The sequence below is a fragment of the Achromobacter sp. ESBL13 genome, from assembly GCF_036668755.1.
Lineage (GTDB): Bacteria > Pseudomonadota > Gammaproteobacteria > Burkholderiales > Burkholderiaceae_B > Achromobacter.
Window position 1 is genome coordinate 300,658 of record NZ_JAZEVT010000001.1, and the last position, 18,870, is coordinate 319,527.

The following is an 18,870-nucleotide window of genomic DNA, read 5'->3' on the forward strand; positions in this document are numbered from 1 at the left end:
GTTACCGGGATCGGGATGTGAAAAGGCGGGGCGGACCAGGACGGCGCCAACAATGGGACCGACGGCCGCAAAAGACATAGGAATCAGATAGGGACGATCCGCCCGAAAGCAAGGCCCGTCAAGCCCACATGCGGCAAGGGCAATGCGCAGCCGTTGCCGGCCTGCGCATTGCCCTTGTGATGGGTCTGAAACGCGTCAGCCCGCCGCGCGTTCGGCGGCTTCGACCGTGTTGACCAGCAACATGGCGATGGTCATGGGGCCCACGCCGCCGGGCACGGGCGTGATGGCGCCGGCCACTTCCTTGGCGGAGGCAAAGTCCACGTCGCCGCACAGCTTGCCGTCTTCGCCACGGTTGATGCCCACGTCGATGACCACGGCGCCGGGCTTGATCATCGAACCGTCGATCATGCCGGGCTTGCCGGTGGCCACCACCAGGACGTCGGCGCGGCGGGTTTGGGCCGCCAGGTCGCGCGTCTTGGAATTGCAGATGGTGATGGTGGCGCCGGCGGCAAGCAGCAACATGGCCATCGGCTTGCCGACGATGTTGCTGGCGCCCACGATCACGGCTTCCGCGCCACGCAGCGTCACGCCTTCCGATTCCAGCATCTTCATCACGCCGTAGGGCGTGCAGGGGCGGAACAGCGGCTGGCCGGTCATGAGCAGGCCGGCGTTGCTGACGTGAAACCCGTCCACGTCCTTCTCGGCCGAGATGGCCTCGATGACCTTGTGGGCGTCCATGTGCTTGGGCAACGGCAACTGCACCAGGATGCCGTGGATGGTCGGGTCCTGGTTCAACACGGCGATGCGGGCCAGGAGTTCGGCCTCGGTCATGTCGGCCGGGTACTGTTCCTTGACGGAATGCAGGCCGGCTTTTTCGCAGGCGGCAACCTTGTTGCGCACGTAAACCTGGGACGCGGGGTCCGCGCCCACCAGCACCACGGCCAGACCCGGGCGCGTGCCCTTGGCCGCCAGGGTGGCCACGCGCTGGGCAACTTCTTCACGAATGCGCAGCGACAGGGCCGCGCCGTCAATAATCCTGGCGGTCATGCATGCGCCTCGGGTTTGGCCAAGGCCACTTTCATCAAATCAGCAACGGTAGTCACTTCCAGTTTTTCCATAATGTTGGCGCGGTGCGCCTCGACGGTCTTGATGCTGATGCCCAGATCGTCGGCAATCTGCTTGTTCAAGCGGCCGGCGACGATGCGCTCCAGCACCTGCTGCTCGCGCGCGGTCAGGCGCGCCAGCATGGCTTCGTGGTCCTTTTGGGCCTGGTGCTTGGACACGCGCTGCGTGGCTTGCTCAAGCATGCGCGCAACGATCTCGCGCAGGTCCGATTCGTTGAAGGGCTTTTCCAGGAAGTCGACAGCGCCTTTCTTCATCGTGGAAACGGCCATCGGAACGTCGCCGTGGCCGGTGATGAACACGATGGGCAGGGGGGCGTTGCGGGCAATGAGCTGTTCCTGGAGTTCCAGGCCGCTCATGCCGGGCATGCGCACATCGGCGATCAGCACGCCGATCTGGCTGGCGTCGTAGTCTTCCAGGAAGGATTCGCCGCTGGCATAGGCGCGAACGCGATAGCCATTGGCTTCCAACAGCCAGCGCAGCGAATCGCGGACCGCTTCGTCGTCGTCAACTATGAATACCGTGCTCGACAGGTGGGGCGTGTTCATGCGTGCAACTCCTCGGACTGATCATTCTGGGCCTGCGGCTGGGAAGCAGCGCAGGGCAGGGTAAAGCGGAAAATAGTACCGCCAGCGGGGTTGGGGTCCGCCCACAGACGGCCGTGGTGCGATTCAATAATGGTACGGCAGATGTTCAGCCCCATGCCCAGGCCCTGGGTCTTGGTGCTGAAGAACGGTTCGAACAGGCGTTCGGGCTCGGCCAGGCCATGGCCGCGGTCCACCACGGCCACTTCAATATGCTGCTCGTGCAGGATCACGGCGACTTTCAATTCGTCCGATTCGCTGTTTTCCATGGCTTCCAGCCCGTTCTTGAGCAGGTTCAACAGCACCTGTTCGATCAAGATGGGGTCGGCCAGCACGTCGGGCGCATTCGACGGCACAAAGCTGTCGATGCGGATGCGGCGCTTGCGGGCGTCGATTTCGGCAAAACCGATGGCGTTGTCGACAATGCGGCCAATGGCCACGCGCTGGCGGCGCGGCTCGCTGCGCTTCACGAATTCGCGGATGCGGCTGATGATCTTGCCCGCGCGCTCGGCCTGCGACGCGGCTTTTTCCAGCGCGGGCAGCAGCATGTTGGGGCTGGTGTGGCCGGCCTTGACCAAGGCGACCGCGCCCATGCTGTAGTTGGCGATGGCGGTCAGCGGCTGGTTCAGTTCGTGCGCCAGCGACGAGGCCATTTCGCCCATCGTCGTCAGGCGGCTGGTCAGCTGGATCTTTTCCTGTTGCACGCGGGACGCTTCTTCGTGGCCACGGCGCTCGGTGATGTCGCGCGCCACCTGCATGCGCACGCGGCGGCCGTCCGTCCAGGCCAGCATGCGGTGGTGCACTTCAAACCAGCGTTGTACAGAAGGCGCGAACACTTCCACCGATTCGTCGGTGAAACGGCCCCGGCGGCCGGCCAGCAGTTCGTCGTGGCCGCCCGTCTGTGCGCCGAACACGCGGCGATAGGTGCGGTTGGCAAACAGCAGTTCCAGGCCATCGTGCGTGTCGGCCGTAACCGAAATGGCGTCGTCCAGGCCTTCCAGCACGGTCATGAAGCGTTCGTGCGCGGCGGTCAGGGCTTCGCGGATGCGCTTGGGTTCGGTGATGTCGGTCATCGACGTCATCCAGCCGATCTGGTTGCCGTTGGGGTCCAGCAGGGGCGACACATACATGCGCGCGGTGAAGCGCGAGCCGTCGCGGCGTTGCGCTTCCACTTCCAGGCCGCTGCTGGGCGTCTTGCCCGACATCAGCACGTCCAGCGTGTGCTGGTGTTGTTCATGGCGGCCGGGCACCCAATAAGGAAAGGGCGGGCTGCGGCCGATCAGGTCGGCTTCGTTCCAGCCGATCATGCGGCAGAACGCCGGGTTCACGTAGGCGATGCGGCCTTCCATATCCAGCACGCGCATGCCGGTGGACATGGAATTTTCCATGGCGCGGCGAAAGCCGGTCTCGGCGATCAGCGCGGCCTCGGCGGTGGAACGAAAGCGGGTATAGCGCCACAGCATCAACAGGCTGATGACGATCACGCAAGACAATGCCAGCACCACCCATATCAGGCGTTGCTGGCGCATTTCCTGGTCGATCGTCACAAACATGACGCTATCGTCATGAATGCGTTGCAGCCAGAAGAACACCCCCATCACACAGATGTACAGGATCAACACCATGGCGGGCGTGACCCAATACACGCCGCGGCGGCGAGTGCGGGCGTGATCGTGGAACGGCGTAGGAATATTGGACTTGGGCGCGCTGGACATGGAATTCGGGCCAGATAGACCGCGCATTTTAGTGCGTGTTGGGCGGGAATTGCCGGGAATCAAGCCCTGCTTTTGGCCTAGGCCATAAAAAGACCGGTCAGAGGCCGTTCAGCGGATGGTCAACATTTCGCATTATGAAATGCCGTACCGCAACATGAAATTTTCCTTGCGACCGGTTAATCTTCTTTCTTAGAATGCCGGCTGATAGGGAACCGACCGAAAGCAGGTCTCTAGAAAAAACACCCCGACCCATGCCTGACATGGTAGCCCGGATGATCCCGGCTACCATGCAGAGTCCGCGAGTAGAACCATCAAGCGGGTGTGGTCACGACGAACCCCAACAGGAGACACACGATGTCCTCTTTCGCCCAGGCTGGCGCCCCGCAGGCTGCCAACGACGAAGACACCCTTGAAACCCAGGAGTGGCTCGAAGCCCTGGCGGCAGTCCTTGATCGCGAAGGGCCGCAGCGCGCGCACTACCTGCTGGAACGCCTGATCGACGAAGCGCGTCGTTCGGGCGCCCACATCCCGTTCTCGCCGAATACCGCTTACGTCAACACGATTCCGCCGGGCCTGGAGCCCGCGCATCCGGGCAACCTGGAACTGGAAACGCGTATCCGTTCGTACGTGCGCTGGAACGCCATGGCCATGGTCGTCAAGGCCAACAAGCACAACCCGCCGGACGGCGGCGACCTGGGCGGCCACATCGCATCGTTTGCCTCGCTGGCCACCATGATCGGCTGCGGCCAGAACCACTTCTGGCACGCCGAAGACGAAAAGCACGGCGGTGACCTGGTCTACTTCCAGGGCCACACGTCGCCCGGCATGTACGGCCGCGCCTACCTTGAAGGCCGCCTGACCGAAGAACAGCTGAACCACTTCCGCCAGGAAGTGGACGGCAAGGGCCTGTCGTCCTACCCGCACCCGAAGCTGATGCCGGATTTCTGGCAATTCCCGACGGTGTCGATGGGCCTGGGCCCGCTGATGGCCATCTATCAAGCCCGCTTCCTGAAGTACCTGCACGCCCGCGGCATTGCCGACACCAGCAACCGCAAGGTCTGGGTGTTCTGCGGCGACGGCGAAATGGACGAACCGGAATCGCTGGGCGCCATCGCCCTGGCCGCGCGTGAAAAGCTCGACAACCTGATCTTCGTGGTGAACTGCAACCTGCAACGCCTGGACGGTCCGGTGCGCGGCAACGGCAAGATCATCCAGGAACTGGAAGGCGACTTCCGCGGTTCGGGCTGGAACGTCATCAAGCTGATCTGGGGCGGTTACTGGGACCCGCTGCTTGCGCACGACAAGGAAGGCATCCTGCGCCAGATCATGGAAGAAACCGTGGACGGCGAGTACCAGGCGTACAAGGCCAACGACGGCAAGTTCGTCCGTGAACATTTCTTCGGCAAGCACCCCAAGCTGCTGGAAGCCGTCTCGCGCATGAGCGACGAAGACATCTGGCGCCTGAACCGTGGCGGCCACGACCCGCACAAGGTGTACGCCGCGTTCGACGCCGCCACCAGCCACACCGGGCAACCCACCGTCATCCTGGCCAAGACCATCAAGGGCTACGGCATGGGTCACGTGGGCCAGGCCAAGAACCCCACCCACCAGCAAAAGAAGCTGGAACTGGAATCCATCCGCGAATTCCGCGACCGCTTCGGCATTCCGATTCCGGACGACCAACTGGAAGACCTGCCGTACTTCAAGCCGGCCGAAGATTCGCCGGAAATGAAGTACCTGCACGAGCGCCGCGCCGCGCTGGGCGGCTATCTGCCGCGCCGTCGCGCCAAGGCCGACGAGCAGTTGAAGGCCCCCGCGCTGGACGCCTTCAAAGCCGTGCTGGAACCCACCGCCGAAGGCCGTGAAATCTCCACCACGCAAGCCTTCGTGCGCATCCTGAACCAGGTGCTGCGCGACAAGGAACTCGGCCCGCGCGTCGTGCCGATCCTGGCCGACGAATCGCGTACCTTCGGTATGGAAGGCCTGTTCCGCCAGATCGGTATCTATGCGCCGGAAGGTCAGAAGTACACGCCGGTCGATAAGGACCAGGTCATGTACTACAAGGAGTCGGCCGACGGCCAGCTTCTGCAGGAAGGCATCAACGAAGCGGGCGCAATGAGCTCGTGGATCGCGGCGGCCACGTCGTATTCCTCGAACAACCGCATCATGATTCCGTTCTTCATCTACTACTCGATGTTCGGGTTCCAGCGCATTGGCGATCTGGCCTGGGCGGCGGGCGACATGCAGGCGCGCGGCTTCCTGTTGGGCGGCACCGCCGGCCGCACGACGCTGAACGGCGAAGGCTTGCAGCACGAAGACGGCCACAGCCACATCCTGGCGTCCACCATTCCGAACTGCGTGTCGTACGACCCGACGTTCGGCCATGAGCTGGCCGTGATCATCCAGCATGGCCTGAAGCGCATGGTGGAAGACCAGGAAAACGTCTATTACTACCTGACGGTGATGAACGAAAACTACCCGCAGCCCGGTCTGACCCAGGGCGACGAGGAAGGCATCATCAAGGGCATGTACAAGCTGAAGACGCACGGCAAGGGCAAGAACCGCGTGCAGCTGATGGGCTCGGGCACGATCCTGCGCGAAGTCATGGCGGCGCAGGAACTGCTGGACGCCGACTGGGGCGTGGCATCGGATCTGTGGAGCGTCACCAGCTTCACCGAACTGCGCCGCAACGGCCTGGACGCCGAGCGCCACAACATGCTGCACCCCGACGAAAAGAAGCCGCAAGTGGCTTACGTCACGGAACAGCTGGCCAAGACGGAAGGCCCGATCATCGCGTCGACCGACTACATGAAGCTCTTTGCCGACCAGATCCGTCCGTTCGTGCCCAAGGGCCGCGAATACAAGGTGCTGGGCACCGACGGTTTCGGCCGCTCGGACTTCCGCGCCAAGCTGCGTGAGCACTTTGAAGTGGATCGCCACTTCGTCGTGGTTGCCGCGCTGCGCGCACTGGCAGACGAAGGCAAGGTTCCGATGGCCAAGGTGGCGGAAGCCATCAAGAAGTACGGCATCAATCCGAACAAAGCCAACCCGCAATACGCCTGAGGGTAAAGAGACATGAGCAACATCGTGCAAATCAAGGTTCCCGATATCGGCGACTTCAAGGAAGTGGAAGTCATTGAAGTGTTGGTGGCGGTGGGCGACACGATCAAGGCTGAACAAAGCCTGATCACCGTGGAATCCGACAAGGCCTCGATGGAAATCCCCGCGTCGCAAGGCGGCGTGGTGAAGTCCATCACCGTGAAGGTTGGCGACAAGGTTGCCGAAGGCGCCGTCGTGCTGGAAGTGGAAGCCGAAGCCGAAGGCTCGGGCGCCGCCCCGGCCGCCAAGGAAGAGGCCCCCAAGGCCGCCGCCAAGGAAGCGCCGAAGCAGGCTGCTGCCGCGGCTCCCGCCGCCAAGGCGGAAGCCGCCGCGCCGGCCGCCAGCAGCGGCCCGGTCAATATCGAAGTGCCGGACATCGGTGACTTCAAGGAAGTGGAAGTCATCGAAGTGATGGTCGCCGTGGGCGACACCATCAAGGCCGAGCAAAGCCTGATCACCGTTGAGTCCGACAAGGCCTCGATGGAGATCCCGGCCTCGCAAGGCGGCGTGGTCAAGGAAGTGAAGGTCAAGGTGGGCGACAAGGTTGCCAAGGGTTCGGTTGTTGTCGTCGTCGAAGGCGACGCCGGCGCTGCGCCTGCCGCCAAGTCCGAAGCCACGTCCGACGCCAAGCCGGAAGCCAAGGCCGAAGCCAAGAGCGAAGCCAAGGCTGAAGCGCCTGCTGCCGCGCCCGCGTCGCGCCCGGCGCCTGCCGCCGCGCTGGAAGACCCCAACCTGAAGCCGGGCCAACTGCCCCACGCGTCGCCGTCCGTGCGCAAGTTCGCGCGCGAGCTGGGCGTGAACCTCAGCAAGGTCAAGGGTTCGGGTCCCAAGGAACGCATCACCGCCGACGACGTGCGCGGTTTCGTCAAGCAGGCGCTGGCCGCTGCACCGGCTGCCGCAGCCGGCGGTTCGGCCGATGGCGCCGCGCTGGGCCTGTTGCCGTGGCCCAAGGTTGACTTCACCAAGTTCGGCCCGATCGAAGCCAAGCCGCTGTCGCGCATCAAGAAGATTTCCGGCGCGAACCTGCACCGCAACTGGGTCATGATCCCGCACGTCACCAACAACGACGAAGCGGACATCACCGACCTGGAAGCGCTGCGCGTCACGCTGAACAAGGAAAACGAGAAGTCGGGCGTCAAGGTCACGATGCTGGCCTTCCTGATCAAGGCCGTGGTTGCCGCCTTGAAGAAATTCCCCGAGTTCAACGCGTCGCTGGACGGCGACAACCTGGTGCTAAAGCAGTACTACCACATCGGTTTTGCCGCCGACACGCCCAACGGGCTGGTGGTGCCGGTGATTCGCGACGCCGACAAGAAGGGCATCTTGCAGATCGCGCAAGAAATGACGGACCTGTCCAAGAAGGCGCGCGACGGCAAGATCTCGCCCGCTGACATGCAGGGCGGCTGCTTCTCGATTTCGTCCCTGGGCGGTATCGGCGGCACGTCTTTCACGCCGATCATCAACGCGCCCGAAGTGGCCATCCTGGGCGTGTCGCGTTCCGCGCACAAGCCCGTCTGGGACGGCAAGCAGTTCGTGCCGCGCCTGATCGTGCCGCTGTCGCTGTCGTACGACCACCGCGTCATCGACGGCGCCTCCGCTGCCCGCTTCAACGCCTATCTGGGCGCCTTGCTGGCCGACTTCCGCCGCATCGCGCTGTAAACGGGGAGCCCTATGAGCAATACCGTTCAAATCAAAGTGCCGGACATCGGCGACTTCAAGGAAGTGGAAGTCATCGAAGTGCTGGTCGCCGTGGGCGACACGATCAAGGCCGAACAAAGCCTGATCACCGTTGAGTCGGACAAGGCCTCGATGGAGATCCCGGCGTCGCAAGGCGGCGTGGTGAAGTCCATTGCCGTCAAGGTCGGCGACAAGGTTGCCGAAGGCGCGGTCGTGCTGGAAGTGGAGGCATCGGATGCCGCCGCCGCGCCCGCCGCCAAGGAAGCCCCGGCCAAGGATGCCCCCAAGGCTGCCGAAGCCCCCAAGAAGGCCGAAGCCGCCGCGGCGCCGGCCGCCAAGGCTGCCGCACCCGTCGCGTCCAGCTTCAAGGGTTCGGCCGACGGTGAATATGACATGCTGGTGCTTGGCGCGGGCCCCGGCGGCTATTCCGCCGCCTTCCGCGCCGCCGACCTGGGCCTGTCCGTGGTCCTGGTCGAACGCTACGCAACGCTGGGCGGCGTCTGCCTGAACGTGGGCTGCATTCCGTCCAAGGCGCTGTTGCACAACGCTGCGGTCATCGACGAAGCCCGCGAGCTGGCTGCCCATGGCATCAGCTTTGGCGAGCCCAAAATCGATCTGGACAAGCTGCGCGGCTACAAGGACAGCGTGGTCGCCAAGCTGACCGGTGGTTTGGCCGGCATGGCCAAGGCCCGCAAGGTCACCGTGGTGACGGGCGTGGGCGAATTCGCCGACCCCTACCACCTGACCGTGACGTCCGCCGACGGCAAGACGCAGACGCTGCGCTTCAAGCAAGCCATCATCGCCGCCGGCAGCCAGTCGGTGAAGCTGCCCTTCATGCCCAAGGACGACCGCGTCGTCGACTCCACCGGCGCACTGCTGCTGCGTGAAGTGCCCAAGAAGATGCTGATCGTGGGCGGCGGCATCATCGGCCTGGAAATGGGCACGGTGTACTCCACGCTGGGCGCACGCCTGGACGTCGTGGAAATGCTGGACGGCCTGATGCAAGGCGCTGACCGCGATCTGGTCAAGGTCTGGCAAAAGAAAAACGCCTATCGCTTCGACAACATTATGTTGAAGACGAAGACCGTGGGCGCCGAAGCCAAGAAAGACGGCATCTACGTCACCTTCGAAGGCGAGGGCGCGCCCAAGGAACCGCAACGCTACGACCTGGTTCTGCAAGCCGTGGGCCGCAGCCCCAACGGCAAGAAGATCGGCGCCGACAAGGCCGGCATCGCCGTGACCGACCGCGGTTTCATCGATGTCGATCGCCAGATGCGCACCAACGTGCCGCACATCTACGCCATTGGCGACATCGTCGGCCAGCCGATGCTGGCGCACAAGGCCGTGCACGAAGGCCACGTGGCAGCGGAAGCCGCCGCCGGCCAGAAGTCGTTCTTTGACGCCCGCGTCATTCCGTCGGTGGCCTACACCGATCCGGAAGTGGCATGGGTGGGCCTGACCGAAGACGAAGCCAAGAAGCAAGGCATCAAAATCGAGAAGGGCGTGTTCCCGTGGGCGGCTTCCGGCCGCGCCATCGCCAACGGCCGCGACGAAGGCTTCACCAAGCTGATTTTCGACGCGGAAACGCATCGCATCCTGGGCGGCAGCATCGTGGGCACCCACGCTGGCGACCTGATCAGCGAACTGGCCCTGGCCGTGGAAATGGGCGCGGATGTCGTCGACATCGCCAAGACCATCCACCCGCACCCGACGCTGGGTGAATCGGTGGGCATGGCGGCGGAAGTGGCCGAGGGTGTGTGCACGGACTTGCCGCCGATGAAGAAGAAGTAAGTGTGTGGCGGGCAGCGTGTGGCGGCGGTTGTCGTCGCACACGCCGCCGCACACGCCGCCGCATACGTCGTCGCATACGTGGTCGCATACGATGACGCCGCAATGCAAAAAGCGCTGGCCTTGTAAAAGGACCAGCGCTTTTTTTGATGCCGCCGCGTGGCGGGCGGCGTCCGGGGGCAGGCGTGAATATCAGGGGCGGGATATCTGCCGAGACATATCAGGCTTGCGATATCAAGCGTGCGATATCAAGCGTGCGATATCAAGCGTGCGTATTGATGCGCGAACCCAGCGTGGCGTCAACGGCCATCGGGGCCACCGACTGCATCAGCGTCAGCGCGGTATCGGCTTGCGCGTTCAGCGCCTTCTTCAGCACGCGGGCCTGGATTTCCTGCGATAGGTTCACGTCTTGCAAAGCCAGTGCGGCGTTGACGGTGCTGCTGATGGAATCCATGGTCTTTGTGTCCTTGTGGAAGAGTGTTTGCGGAGGGCGATACGACTGGCTCGATAAGCTTGGGTCGATTAGCTTGGGTCGATTGGCTAGCCCACTTCAAACATGTCGCATTATTGCGCAGGTTTGCGCTTCTTGTGCAAAAGATTATGGGTGTTTTACGTGGCTGGAATGTGACAGGGGAGGTGCTGGCCGCTGCATGAGGCAAGACAGCATCGGCGCGGTACGGTGTTCGCCTTAAGGCTGCACCGGACATTCCTTCACCGCGCCCCAGCCCTGATTCGGTTCGCAGTATTGCTTGCGAGCCGCCCACGCGCATTCCGGACGTTCAAAAAACCCAAGCTCGGCGCAACGCGCCAGTTCCCGGTCCAGGGCCCCCACCCACGCCATCGGGTTCCGGGCAGGAATTTCGGTGATGCGCAGCGTTGATCGTGGACTGGTCGGGGCCGCGACTGCGGGAGCGCTCGCGGTTGTGGGCGACGCTGCGGTGGGCGCAGCGGCGGCAGGGGGAGGGGCAGCAGAGGCCCCCGCGGTATCAGAAGTTCCGTTAGCTGCCGGGACACCGGAAGTAGCGGAAGCAGAAGCAGTAGAAGCAGAAACGGAAGCAGTAGAAGCAGAAGCAGCGGCACTGGGATCAGCAGAAGCACCAGCGGCCGCAAAAGCACCCGCATCGGGCGCGGCATCAGGGCTGGTCGTGGAGGGCGCGCGGGCGCCTGTTGCCGGCGCTGATTGCGCTGGCGCAGCCGTCTGTGGCGCATCAACGGACACGCCCCCCTGCGGCTTCGTCGTCTCCCATTCGCTGGGCGCTTCTTCCGTGGGCAGTGCCGGCAGCGGCGTCAACGGCACACGTACCGGGCTGGCCGACCTGGCGCCCGTGATCCCGTTGTTAGGCGCATTCCACGACACCACCAGCAGCACCAAGGCGCCATAGATTGCCAACGTGTACAGCACGGTCAATGTAGCGGAACCGACACGCCGACCCGTCATCGGCTGGCCTTCGTCCCGCCCCAACAGGGCGCGCCAACCCACCAGCGCAGCGCCGGGCGCCGAGATCAACGCCCAGCCGATACGCCGCAGGCAACTGGGCTGAGGCTGCGGCATCGCGGCGTGCACCTGGGCCGCCAGCAATTCCCGCAACGCGCGGTTCTCTTCCCGCAAACGCCGCGTCTGCGCATCGACCGGCGCCGTGGCATCAGGATCCGTAGTGCTGTCATGCTGCGTAGCGTAGGGATCGGGAGGCGTGGCGGTCATGGGGCTGAAAAATATAGATACAAAGGTGGTGCGGTGGCAAATTATGAGGGTGCGCAACGCGTTTCAAAAAAGCGAGCAGGCGGCAAAAAGCGGCCTTCTATATTTGGTTGATCGCTGGCCAGGGACCGCGACGCATATTCCGATCACGGGCACTGCAAGCTGGGCAATGACAACGCACGTGGGGCGTCTGGGCCTATCGAGGATCTTGCCGACTACGGTGCCAAAAGCAAAAAGCAGAAAAGCCGGCTTGCGCCGGCTTTTCTGCGATCTAGTGCCAGGGTGGATCGGTTTCAACCTTGCGGTATCACCGATCCTGCCGTCAGGCGTTGCTGGTTGATTAACGCAGCAGCGACAGAACGGTTTGCGGCACTTGGTTGGCTTGCGCCAGAACCGAGGTACCTGCTTGTTGCAGGATCTGAGCCTTGGACATGTTCGACACTTCCGTGGCGTAGTCGGCGTCTTGAATACGCGAACGAGCGTTGGACAGGTTGTTGACCACGTTGTTCAGGTTCGAGATCGTCGATTCCAGACGGTTCTGCACGGCACCCAGTTCACCGGTCAGCTTGTCCAGCTTCGTGAAGGCAGCGTCCAGCGTCTTCAGCGGATCGGTGGTCTTGTCGCCAGCCGACGTCGTCGAGGTCGTCAGCTTGCCGTCCGAACCCACCAGGACCTTGGCACCAGCAGCCGAGGCGTATTCCTTGGCGGTGGCGCTGTTGTCGCCAACCACGGTCACTTCGCCGGTGTCGGCGTTGATCTTGTACGACGTGTCGTACGTTTGGACCTTGGTCAGTTCGCCCTTGTTGTCGGTCCACGTGTTGTCGGAGTCGGTCGTGGCGGTAGCGAAGGTCACCGAAGCGGACGTGATGCCCGAGCCCATGGTCACGGTCGACGCGGCGGTCGAGGAGCCCAGGGCGCTGAGGACGTCAGCGGTCGAAGCGACGGCGGTGTACGACAGCTCGCCAGTGTTGCTGTTGCTGTACTTCGTGCCACCGATGGTGACCGAGCTGTTGGCTTCCGTGCCGACCGAGGTCAGGACGTCGTCCAGCGTGGCTTGGGTCAGAGCACCGCTCTTGTCGTTGGTGGTCAGTTCGCCATCAGCGTTCAAGAAGGCAGCGTTGCCGCCGATGGTGATCTTGCCTGCGGCGTCAACGTCGAACGTGGCGGTCTTGCCCGTCGTGATTTCGTAGCTGCCCGACACCGTGCCGCTGGTCGGCTTGATCTTGTTGGCCAAGGCGGTGACGTCAGCGGCAACGGTCGTGTCAACCGTCTTCGTGAACGTGAAGTTGCCCTTGGCAGCGTCGTACGTGTAGGTGGCACCGCCGCCCACTGCGACCGTGTTGCCATCGCTCAGCTTGCCCAGCACGGATTCGGCCGAAGCAGCTTGGAACGTCGTGGTGACCTTGTAGGAACCGTCGCCTTGCAGGGCGCCGCCTTGGGCGATCACGTCGGTAACGGTAGCCGAACGGTTCTGGGTCACGCCCTTGCCGTTCACGTTGAAGCCGTCCAGACCCAGCGTCTTGACGCTGATTTCCGACAGGTTCAGGGTGATCGTTTCGCCGTCGTTGGCGCCAACTTGCAGCGTCAGGGGCTTGGCCGAATCCGACAGAACCTTCACGCCGTTGAAGTCGGTTTGTTGCGAGATGCGGTCGATGTCCGACAGACGTTGGTTGATTTCGTCTTGCATCGAGTTCAGCTGTTCTTGCGAGTAGCTGCTGTTACCGGCTTGCACGGCCAGTTCGCGAACACGTTGCAGGTGGGTGTTGATTTCGGAGGCAGCGCCTTCCGTCGTCTGAGCCAGCGAGATACCGTCGTTGGCGTTACGAGCGGCTTGGGTCAGGCCCTTGACGTTCGCGGTGAAGCGGTTGGCAATGGCCATACCGGCGGCGTCGTCCTTGGCGCTGTTGATGCGCAGGCCCGACGACAGGCGTTCGATGGCGGTACCGAGGGAAGATTGCGACTTGTTCAGGTTGTTCTGAGCAACGAGCGACAAGTAGTTGGTGTTGATAACTGCAGCCATGTTTAGGCTCCCAAGAGAGAAAGGCTTCTTCAAACCGGGCAGCTAGGCCGCCCAAACGTAACGAGAAGGTATCGACGATGTTGCTGAAACTCTTCCGTTGCCAGGATAACGACAGGGCCCAAACATTCTTTAGGGCATTTTTTCGATATCCGTAAATTTTTGCTCTTGGGAAACTCGGTTACTCGCTAAACAGGGGGAGTGACGGGCCAATGATTAAGGGCCAACCGTGGCCACGTCACTTGTAACAAGGCAGGCTTTAAATCAACAGGCCATTCGCGCGCAGCTTGCTCATGGCCTCGGCCACCAGCGTTTGGGCGATGGAGTCCAGATTGCGCACGCGCTTGAGCGACTTGCCGGAAGGATGTGCAACGTCTCCGCTGGCCAATGCATCACGCAGCTTGGTGCGCAGGTCCGCCACCGAGGTCTGGCCGTCGATGTGGCGAACCACGAACTTGCCGATGTCATCCGACGGAAACAGCACGTGCTGATGCCACAGGTTATAGGTGCCCAAGGGCAGGGCGTCTTGCTCGGCCAGCTGGCTCAAGGCTGCAAGCCCGGGAATCCACTGCGGTTTCGCGGCATCCGCAACATAGCCCAGCGGTTCATGGCGGTATTCCAGCGCGTTTGCATTAAGGAATACGACCAGGTGGGTCAGGACCGCAATCGTCAACTCATCCGGCGTGGTCGACTTCTTGGCTTTCGCGCGGGCCGCGTCCAGCAGTTCCGCAAAGCTAAGTGCGTGCGGCCAGGCCTGGCGCAGCGCTTCCGCGACCGCGACAAAGGTGGGATCGCTGCTGGCGATGCCTCGGCCGCGCGCGGTCCGATAGTGACGTTCTTTGGACGGAGCCCCGGCCGGAGCGGCGGACGATGTCAGACGCGCGCCAAAGTGCATTTTTTCAAACACGTTGACTTCGGGCGTTTCCAGGATCTGCTGCGCGCGCTCCTCATGAATCAGCAGGCTCTTGCGGAACTGGCGGCCTACGGCGAAGTCCAGATACTGCTCGCGCATTTCCCTTGAGGCGTCGGCTGCCAACGCGTTATGCATGACGGCAACGTTGTCGCCGAAATTGCTGGCCATGCACGATTGCGGCTCGGCGTCAGTCAGATAAGCCAGGCCCGCTTGTTGTGCGGCCGCTGCAAATTCCAGGAAGTAGCAGGGCGAATTCACTGCCTCAAGATACTCGTGCACCAGGTAATAGTCTGAGTGCCTGCGCAATTGGCGCGACGCATGTTGTAGCGCCGAGCGCAACGGGTTGGTGTTCGACAGCCCGTTTTCCAACATGCTTAGCATGTCCTTCGCGCGCACCAGGCGATCCTGCGGCGTTTCGGCACCAAAGCTGTTCAGGATCATCGCGTCGCGCACGACGTCGGACGCTTTCCAGCCGGGGTAGGTGTTGTAGCTGACGTAGGCGATGCCATCGGGAGCCAGGTTTTCACGGCATACGCGCAGGATGGCTTCGCGCACAACGGGCGGTACCCAGCTGAATACGCCGTGCACGATGATGTAGTCGAACTGACCGAAATCCTTGTTGATGTCGGTAATGCTCATGGCGCGCAGGTCGATGTTCTTCAACCCCATGGCCTTGATAACCGCCTGGCCCGACTCGATCTGTTGCGCCGACAGGTCGACGCCCGTGGCGTGCGCACTCGGATGCGCCGCGGCAAACGGCAGGAGGTTGCCGCCTGCTGCACACCCCAACTCCAGGACGCGCGCGTTCTCTACCGCCGGCGCATTCAGGCCGTACAACGCCGCCACGGCACGCAGGTGGCCGGGCGCCGTAAGCGGAAAAGCATAGGATTCGTAAGGCGTTTCGTCATAGGCGTCGGAAAGCGCCTGCACGAGGTCATCGGAGTGATTCATAACGGGTTCCAGGGCGAAAAGAGGCTGTGCCGGCGGATGGCCTGGCCTGCGGGTAACAAGGTGAATGATGGCGATAGCCTAGCAGCGCGCCGCTACCGCAAATGCGCCGAATAGCGCCAGAATTGCAGGGGTTTCCGCAGCGCAGGGGCGAGTGCCGACTGCGTTACGGAGCCCATCAAATAATCTGCGCGATCTGCCCTTCCAGCGGCAGTTCCTGCCAGGCCAGATCTTTCAACTTCGCCCGTATCCGCGCCGTCGCCTGCGACCTCAGCTGACACACCCGTGCCTCGGTCACATTCATGATGGCGCCGATCTCTTTCAGATTCAGCCCCTGCTCGTAACACAGCGACAGCAACAACTTCTCCCGATCAGGCAAGGCATCAATCGCCTGCACCAGCGCCTGACGGAAATCACCGGCCAGTAGCGCATCCAGCGGATTCCCACCGGCCGAGCCGTGGTTCAGCGTGGCGGTCCAGTCGGACTGGCCGGAGGCGGAGTCGGGTTCGGTGGTGAAGTCTTCGTAATGCACGATCTGCACGCCTTGGGCGTCGTGCAGCAGCGATTGGTATTCGCCGATCGGCATTTCAAGCTGGGCGGCGATCTCGGCTTCGGAAGGCGCGCGCATCAGGCGCTGCTCGAGCTGCTGGATAGCTTGCTCGATCTTGCGCGCCTTGGTGCGGACGCTGCGGGGCAGCCAGTCCTGGCCGCGAAGCTCGTCCAGCATCGCGCCACGAATACGGGTCGTGGCGTAGGTCTCGAATTGGGCGTCTGCCGTTTCCTGATAGCGCCTTACGGCGTCAAGCAGGCCGATCATGCCGGCCTGTATCAGGTCGTCGAGCTCCACACTAGCGGGTAGCCGTGCGAGCAATTGCAGGGCCAGCTTCCGCACTAGCGGGGCATATTCGACCAAGCTGTCATCTGCGTGGGGCATTGCGGGAATGTCAGGCGGTGTCCATCGTGACGCATCGTCAGACGTTGTCAATTTGCGACATTGTCGACAAACGCGCGGCTGCGCTAAAGCGACCAGGATTTAGTGATCGGCAAGGTGACATTGTCGGCACTGCACAACATTTCATTCCCGGAAGTACGCAACGTTTTGAATGCTTATTTGCCAAATTGACGTAAATTCGTCACGAGTTTCTATGTCAATGTGTATCGAAACTCACAGGTTGCGCAATATCAACAAAGATTTGTCATATAAGTCATAGAAAATGACATCACCTGTGGTAAATTTTACTTAAATTGCGAACAAATGATACATTTCGCATTAAAACAGGATGCAGCAGCAACCAGGTGTCACTAAGACACCGGTGCTTTTGGTTATCGAGCCCCCGTGGGTGGGATTGGGATAGGGAGTAGGGCGTGCAACAAGTCGAAAATTCTTTGCTGGCAGACATTCGCGAAGTGAATCTGTCATACCTGTTACTTGCGCAACGTATGTTGCGTGATGACTATGCAGCATCCATGTTTCGTTTGGGATTCAGTAACGAAGTCGCTGACATCCTGATGCGCCTGTCGCCGGCGCAGCTGGTCAAGCTGGCCAGCTCCAGTTCGCTGCTGTGCCGTTTCCGCTTTGATGACTACAGCCTGCTGTCGGCCCTGACCCATGATGTTCTGGGCGGCGCGCTGCAACAAGCTCACGCAACAATCTTGCTGGCCAAGCAACCTGTAGAAGAACTGGCCTGACGGCCGCTCCAACACCCACTCGGACTCGTGTAATGGCCTCCAAAAGCGTATCTCAGGAAGCGGACGACATCCTGCTTGCCAGCTCCATGATTACCCTGGGAGCGCGGCTTCAGGTCCTGGAGGCTGAAACCAGCCTCAGCCACGACCGCCTGGCACGCTTGTACCGCGAAATTCGCGGCTGCTCGCCACCCAAGGGCATGCTGCCGTTCTCGGTGGACTGGTTCATGACCTGGCTGCCGAATATTCACTCGTCGCTGTTCTACAACGTTTATTCGTTCCTGAACGCGCGCACCAGCAGCAAAGGCATCCGCGCCATCATCGACGCCTATCGCCTTTACCTGGAAAACGCCGGCCTGGACACGGCCGAAAGCTCGGAACCGGTGTTGAGCTTCACCCGTGCCTGGATGCTTGTGCGTTTCTTCGACAGCGGCATGCTCCAGCTGTCCGCCTGCCGCCAATGCGGTGGCCATTTCATCGCCCATGCCCACGATCCGCACTCGGATTTCGTGTGCGCGATCTGCCGTCCGCCTCCTCGCGCCGGCAAGACGCGCGCGGCCGCCAAAGCACGTGCCGGCACCCGTCCGGTGCCCGCGCTCGGCGCTGTCCGTCCGTGACCCGGACGCGCCAGGCGCGCGTCCAAATACATCAAAAGCCCTGGAAAACTCCCCGTAACCCGCCTTTTTGGGTCGGGGGGAACAGGGGATCATTGACGCCAGTTTTAGACTTCGTTGGCAGGGGCCTGATGTGTTGATTGTTATCGGTTTTCTCGTGGTGATCGTGTCGGTCGTCGGCAGCTTCATAGCGCTGGGCGGCCACTTGGGCGCGCTTTACCAGCCCTTCGAGCTGACACTGATCTTTGGTGCGGCCTTTGGGGCTTTCCTTGCCGGCAACAGCAAAAAATCGCTGATGCTGGTCAAGAAGGCGCTGCCTGACGCGCTTAAAAGCTCGCGCTACAGCAAGGACGTGTACATGGAGCTGATGGCTCTGCTGTACGTGTTGTTGAATAAAGCGCGCCGTGAAGGCCTGATGGCCATCGAATCGCATATTGAGGACCCGGCTTCCAGCCCGATCTTCAGCGAATATCCGCGCATTGCCAAAGACGCGAAGCTCATGGAGTTCATTACGGACTACCTGCGCATCATGATCAGCGGCAACATGAGCTCGTTTGAAATCGAAACGCTCATGGACGAGGAAATCGAGACCTATCGCCATGAACGCGAAGTGCCCGCGCACGCGCTGCAACAGATGGCTGACGGCCTGCCGGCCTTCGGTATCGTGGCCGCGGTGCTGGGCGTGATCAAGGCGCTGGCGGCAGTGGACCAGCCGCCCGCCATCCTGGGCGACCTGATTTCCAAGGCCATGGTCGGCACGTTCCTGGGCATCTTGCTGGCGTACGGTTTCGTGGGGCCGCTGGCCTCGCGGGTCGAGCGCCGCAATGACGAGGCCATGAAAGTGCTGGAATGCATCAAGACCACGCTGCTGGCCAGCATGAACGGCTACCCGCCGCAACTGGCGGTGGAATTTGGCCGCAAGGTGCTGTTCTCGTCCGTGCGTCCGACCTTTGGTGAGCTGGAAGAGCACGTCCGGCAAACCAAGTCGACCGGCAAGGCCTGACGGAG

14 protein-coding genes are annotated in these 18,870 nt (G+C 62.2%); 6 read left to right on the forward strand and 8 right to left on the reverse strand.

The annotated features are described in order from the left end of the window. Nucleotides 1–195 precede the first annotated feature (195 nt). From folD to V6F88_RS01410, 3 genes are read right to left on the reverse strand one after another with little or no spacing between them, the layout of a single operon-like run. Entirely contained in the window at nt 196–1,047 is an 852-nt protein-coding gene (gene folD / locus V6F88_RS01400) for a bifunctional methylenetetrahydrofolate dehydrogenase/methenyltetrahydrofolate cyclohydrolase FolD (protein WP_332607583.1), read from the reverse strand. Then, complete coding sequence (locus V6F88_RS01405; RefSeq protein ID WP_006219003.1) at nt 1,044–1,670, reverse strand: response regulator transcription factor; 627 nt, start codon at nt 1,668–1,670, stop codon at nt 1,044–1,046. The genes folD and V6F88_RS01405 overlap by 4 nt, the downstream gene beginning before the upstream one ends. Then, nucleotides 1,667–3,421: a PAS domain-containing sensor histidine kinase gene (locus V6F88_RS01410; protein ID WP_006219004.1), complete on the reverse strand. Its 1,755-nt coding sequence runs from the start codon at nt 3,419–3,421 to the stop codon at nt 1,667–1,669. The genes V6F88_RS01405 and V6F88_RS01410 overlap by 4 nt, the downstream gene beginning before the upstream one ends. 354 nt (nt 3,422–3,775) lie before the next feature. On the opposite strand from V6F88_RS01410, the gene aceE reads away from it, so the two are divergent. From aceE to lpdA, 3 genes are read left to right on the forward strand one after another with little or no spacing between them, the layout of a single operon-like run. Continuing rightward, the gene (gene aceE, locus V6F88_RS01415; RefSeq protein ID WP_332607584.1) at nt 3,776–6,484 is read left to right on the forward strand and encodes a pyruvate dehydrogenase (acetyl-transferring), homodimeric type; all 2,709 of its coding nucleotides are present in this window, start codon (nt 3,776–3,778) and stop codon (nt 6,482–6,484) included. A gap of 12 nt (nt 6,485–6,496) precedes the next feature. Beyond that, complete coding sequence (gene aceF, locus V6F88_RS01420; RefSeq protein ID WP_332607585.1) at nt 6,497–8,179, forward strand: dihydrolipoyllysine-residue acetyltransferase; 1,683 nt, start codon at nt 6,497–6,499, stop codon at nt 8,177–8,179. Between the two features lie 12 nt (nt 8,180–8,191). Then, nucleotides 8,192–9,988: a dihydrolipoyl dehydrogenase gene (gene lpdA / locus V6F88_RS01425; protein WP_332607586.1), complete on the forward strand. Its 1,797-nt coding sequence runs from the start codon at nt 8,192–8,194 to the stop codon at nt 9,986–9,988. A gap of 259 nt (nt 9,989–10,247) precedes the next feature. Here the strand turns inward: lpdA and V6F88_RS01430 are convergent, their stop codons facing one another. The 5 genes from V6F88_RS01430 to V6F88_RS01450 form a co-directional block, all read right to left on the reverse strand. After that, nucleotides 10,248–10,439 (reverse strand): putative motility protein, encoded by a 192-nt coding sequence (locus V6F88_RS01430; RefSeq protein ID WP_104144959.1) that lies wholly within the window; start codon nt 10,437–10,439, stop codon nt 10,248–10,250. A gap of 234 nt (nt 10,440–10,673) precedes the next feature. Further along, nucleotides 10,674–11,744 carry a hypothetical protein gene (locus tag V6F88_RS01435; RefSeq protein WP_332607589.1) on the reverse strand — a complete coding sequence of 357 codons (1,071 nt, stop codon included), beginning with the start codon at nt 11,742–11,744 and terminating at the stop codon, nt 10,674–10,676. A gap of 280 nt (nt 11,745–12,024) precedes the next feature. Next, a complete protein-coding gene (locus V6F88_RS01440) occupies nt 12,025–13,704 on the reverse strand; it encodes a flagellin N-terminal helical domain-containing protein (protein ID WP_120154979.1) in 1,680 nt (559 codons plus the stop codon). 256 nt (nt 13,705–13,960) lie between these two features. Beyond that, nucleotides 13,961–15,565, reverse strand: a complete 1,605-nt coding sequence (locus V6F88_RS01445) for a methyltransferase regulatory domain-containing protein (RefSeq protein ID WP_332607590.1) — start codon at nt 15,563–15,565, stop codon at nt 13,961–13,963. A 175-nt stretch (nt 15,566–15,740) separates the two neighbouring features. Continuing rightward, a complete protein-coding gene (locus tag V6F88_RS01450; protein ID WP_332607591.1) occupies nt 15,741–16,496 on the reverse strand; it encodes an RNA polymerase sigma factor FliA in 756 nt (251 codons plus the stop codon). A 431-nt stretch (nt 16,497–16,927) separates the two neighbouring features. Here V6F88_RS01450 and flhD point away from each other — a divergent pair, with 431 nt between their 5' ends. From flhD to motA, 3 genes are all read left to right on the forward strand, one after another. Next, nucleotides 16,928–17,251, forward strand: coding sequence for a flagellar transcriptional regulator FlhD (gene flhD / locus V6F88_RS01455; RefSeq protein ID WP_006219025.1), 324 nt, complete (start codon nt 16,928–16,930; stop codon nt 17,249–17,251). Nucleotides 17,252–17,283: 32 nt separating this feature from the next. Further along, nucleotides 17,284–17,865, forward strand: coding sequence for a flagellar transcriptional regulator FlhC (gene flhC, locus V6F88_RS01460; protein WP_332607592.1), 582 nt, complete (start codon nt 17,284–17,286; stop codon nt 17,863–17,865). A gap of 130 nt (nt 17,866–17,995) precedes the next feature. Further along, the gene (motA, locus tag V6F88_RS01465) at nt 17,996–18,865 is read left to right on the forward strand and encodes a flagellar motor stator protein MotA (RefSeq protein ID WP_046806435.1); all 870 of its coding nucleotides are present in this window, start codon (nt 17,996–17,998) and stop codon (nt 18,863–18,865) included. Nucleotides 18,866–18,870: the final 5 nt, after the last annotated feature.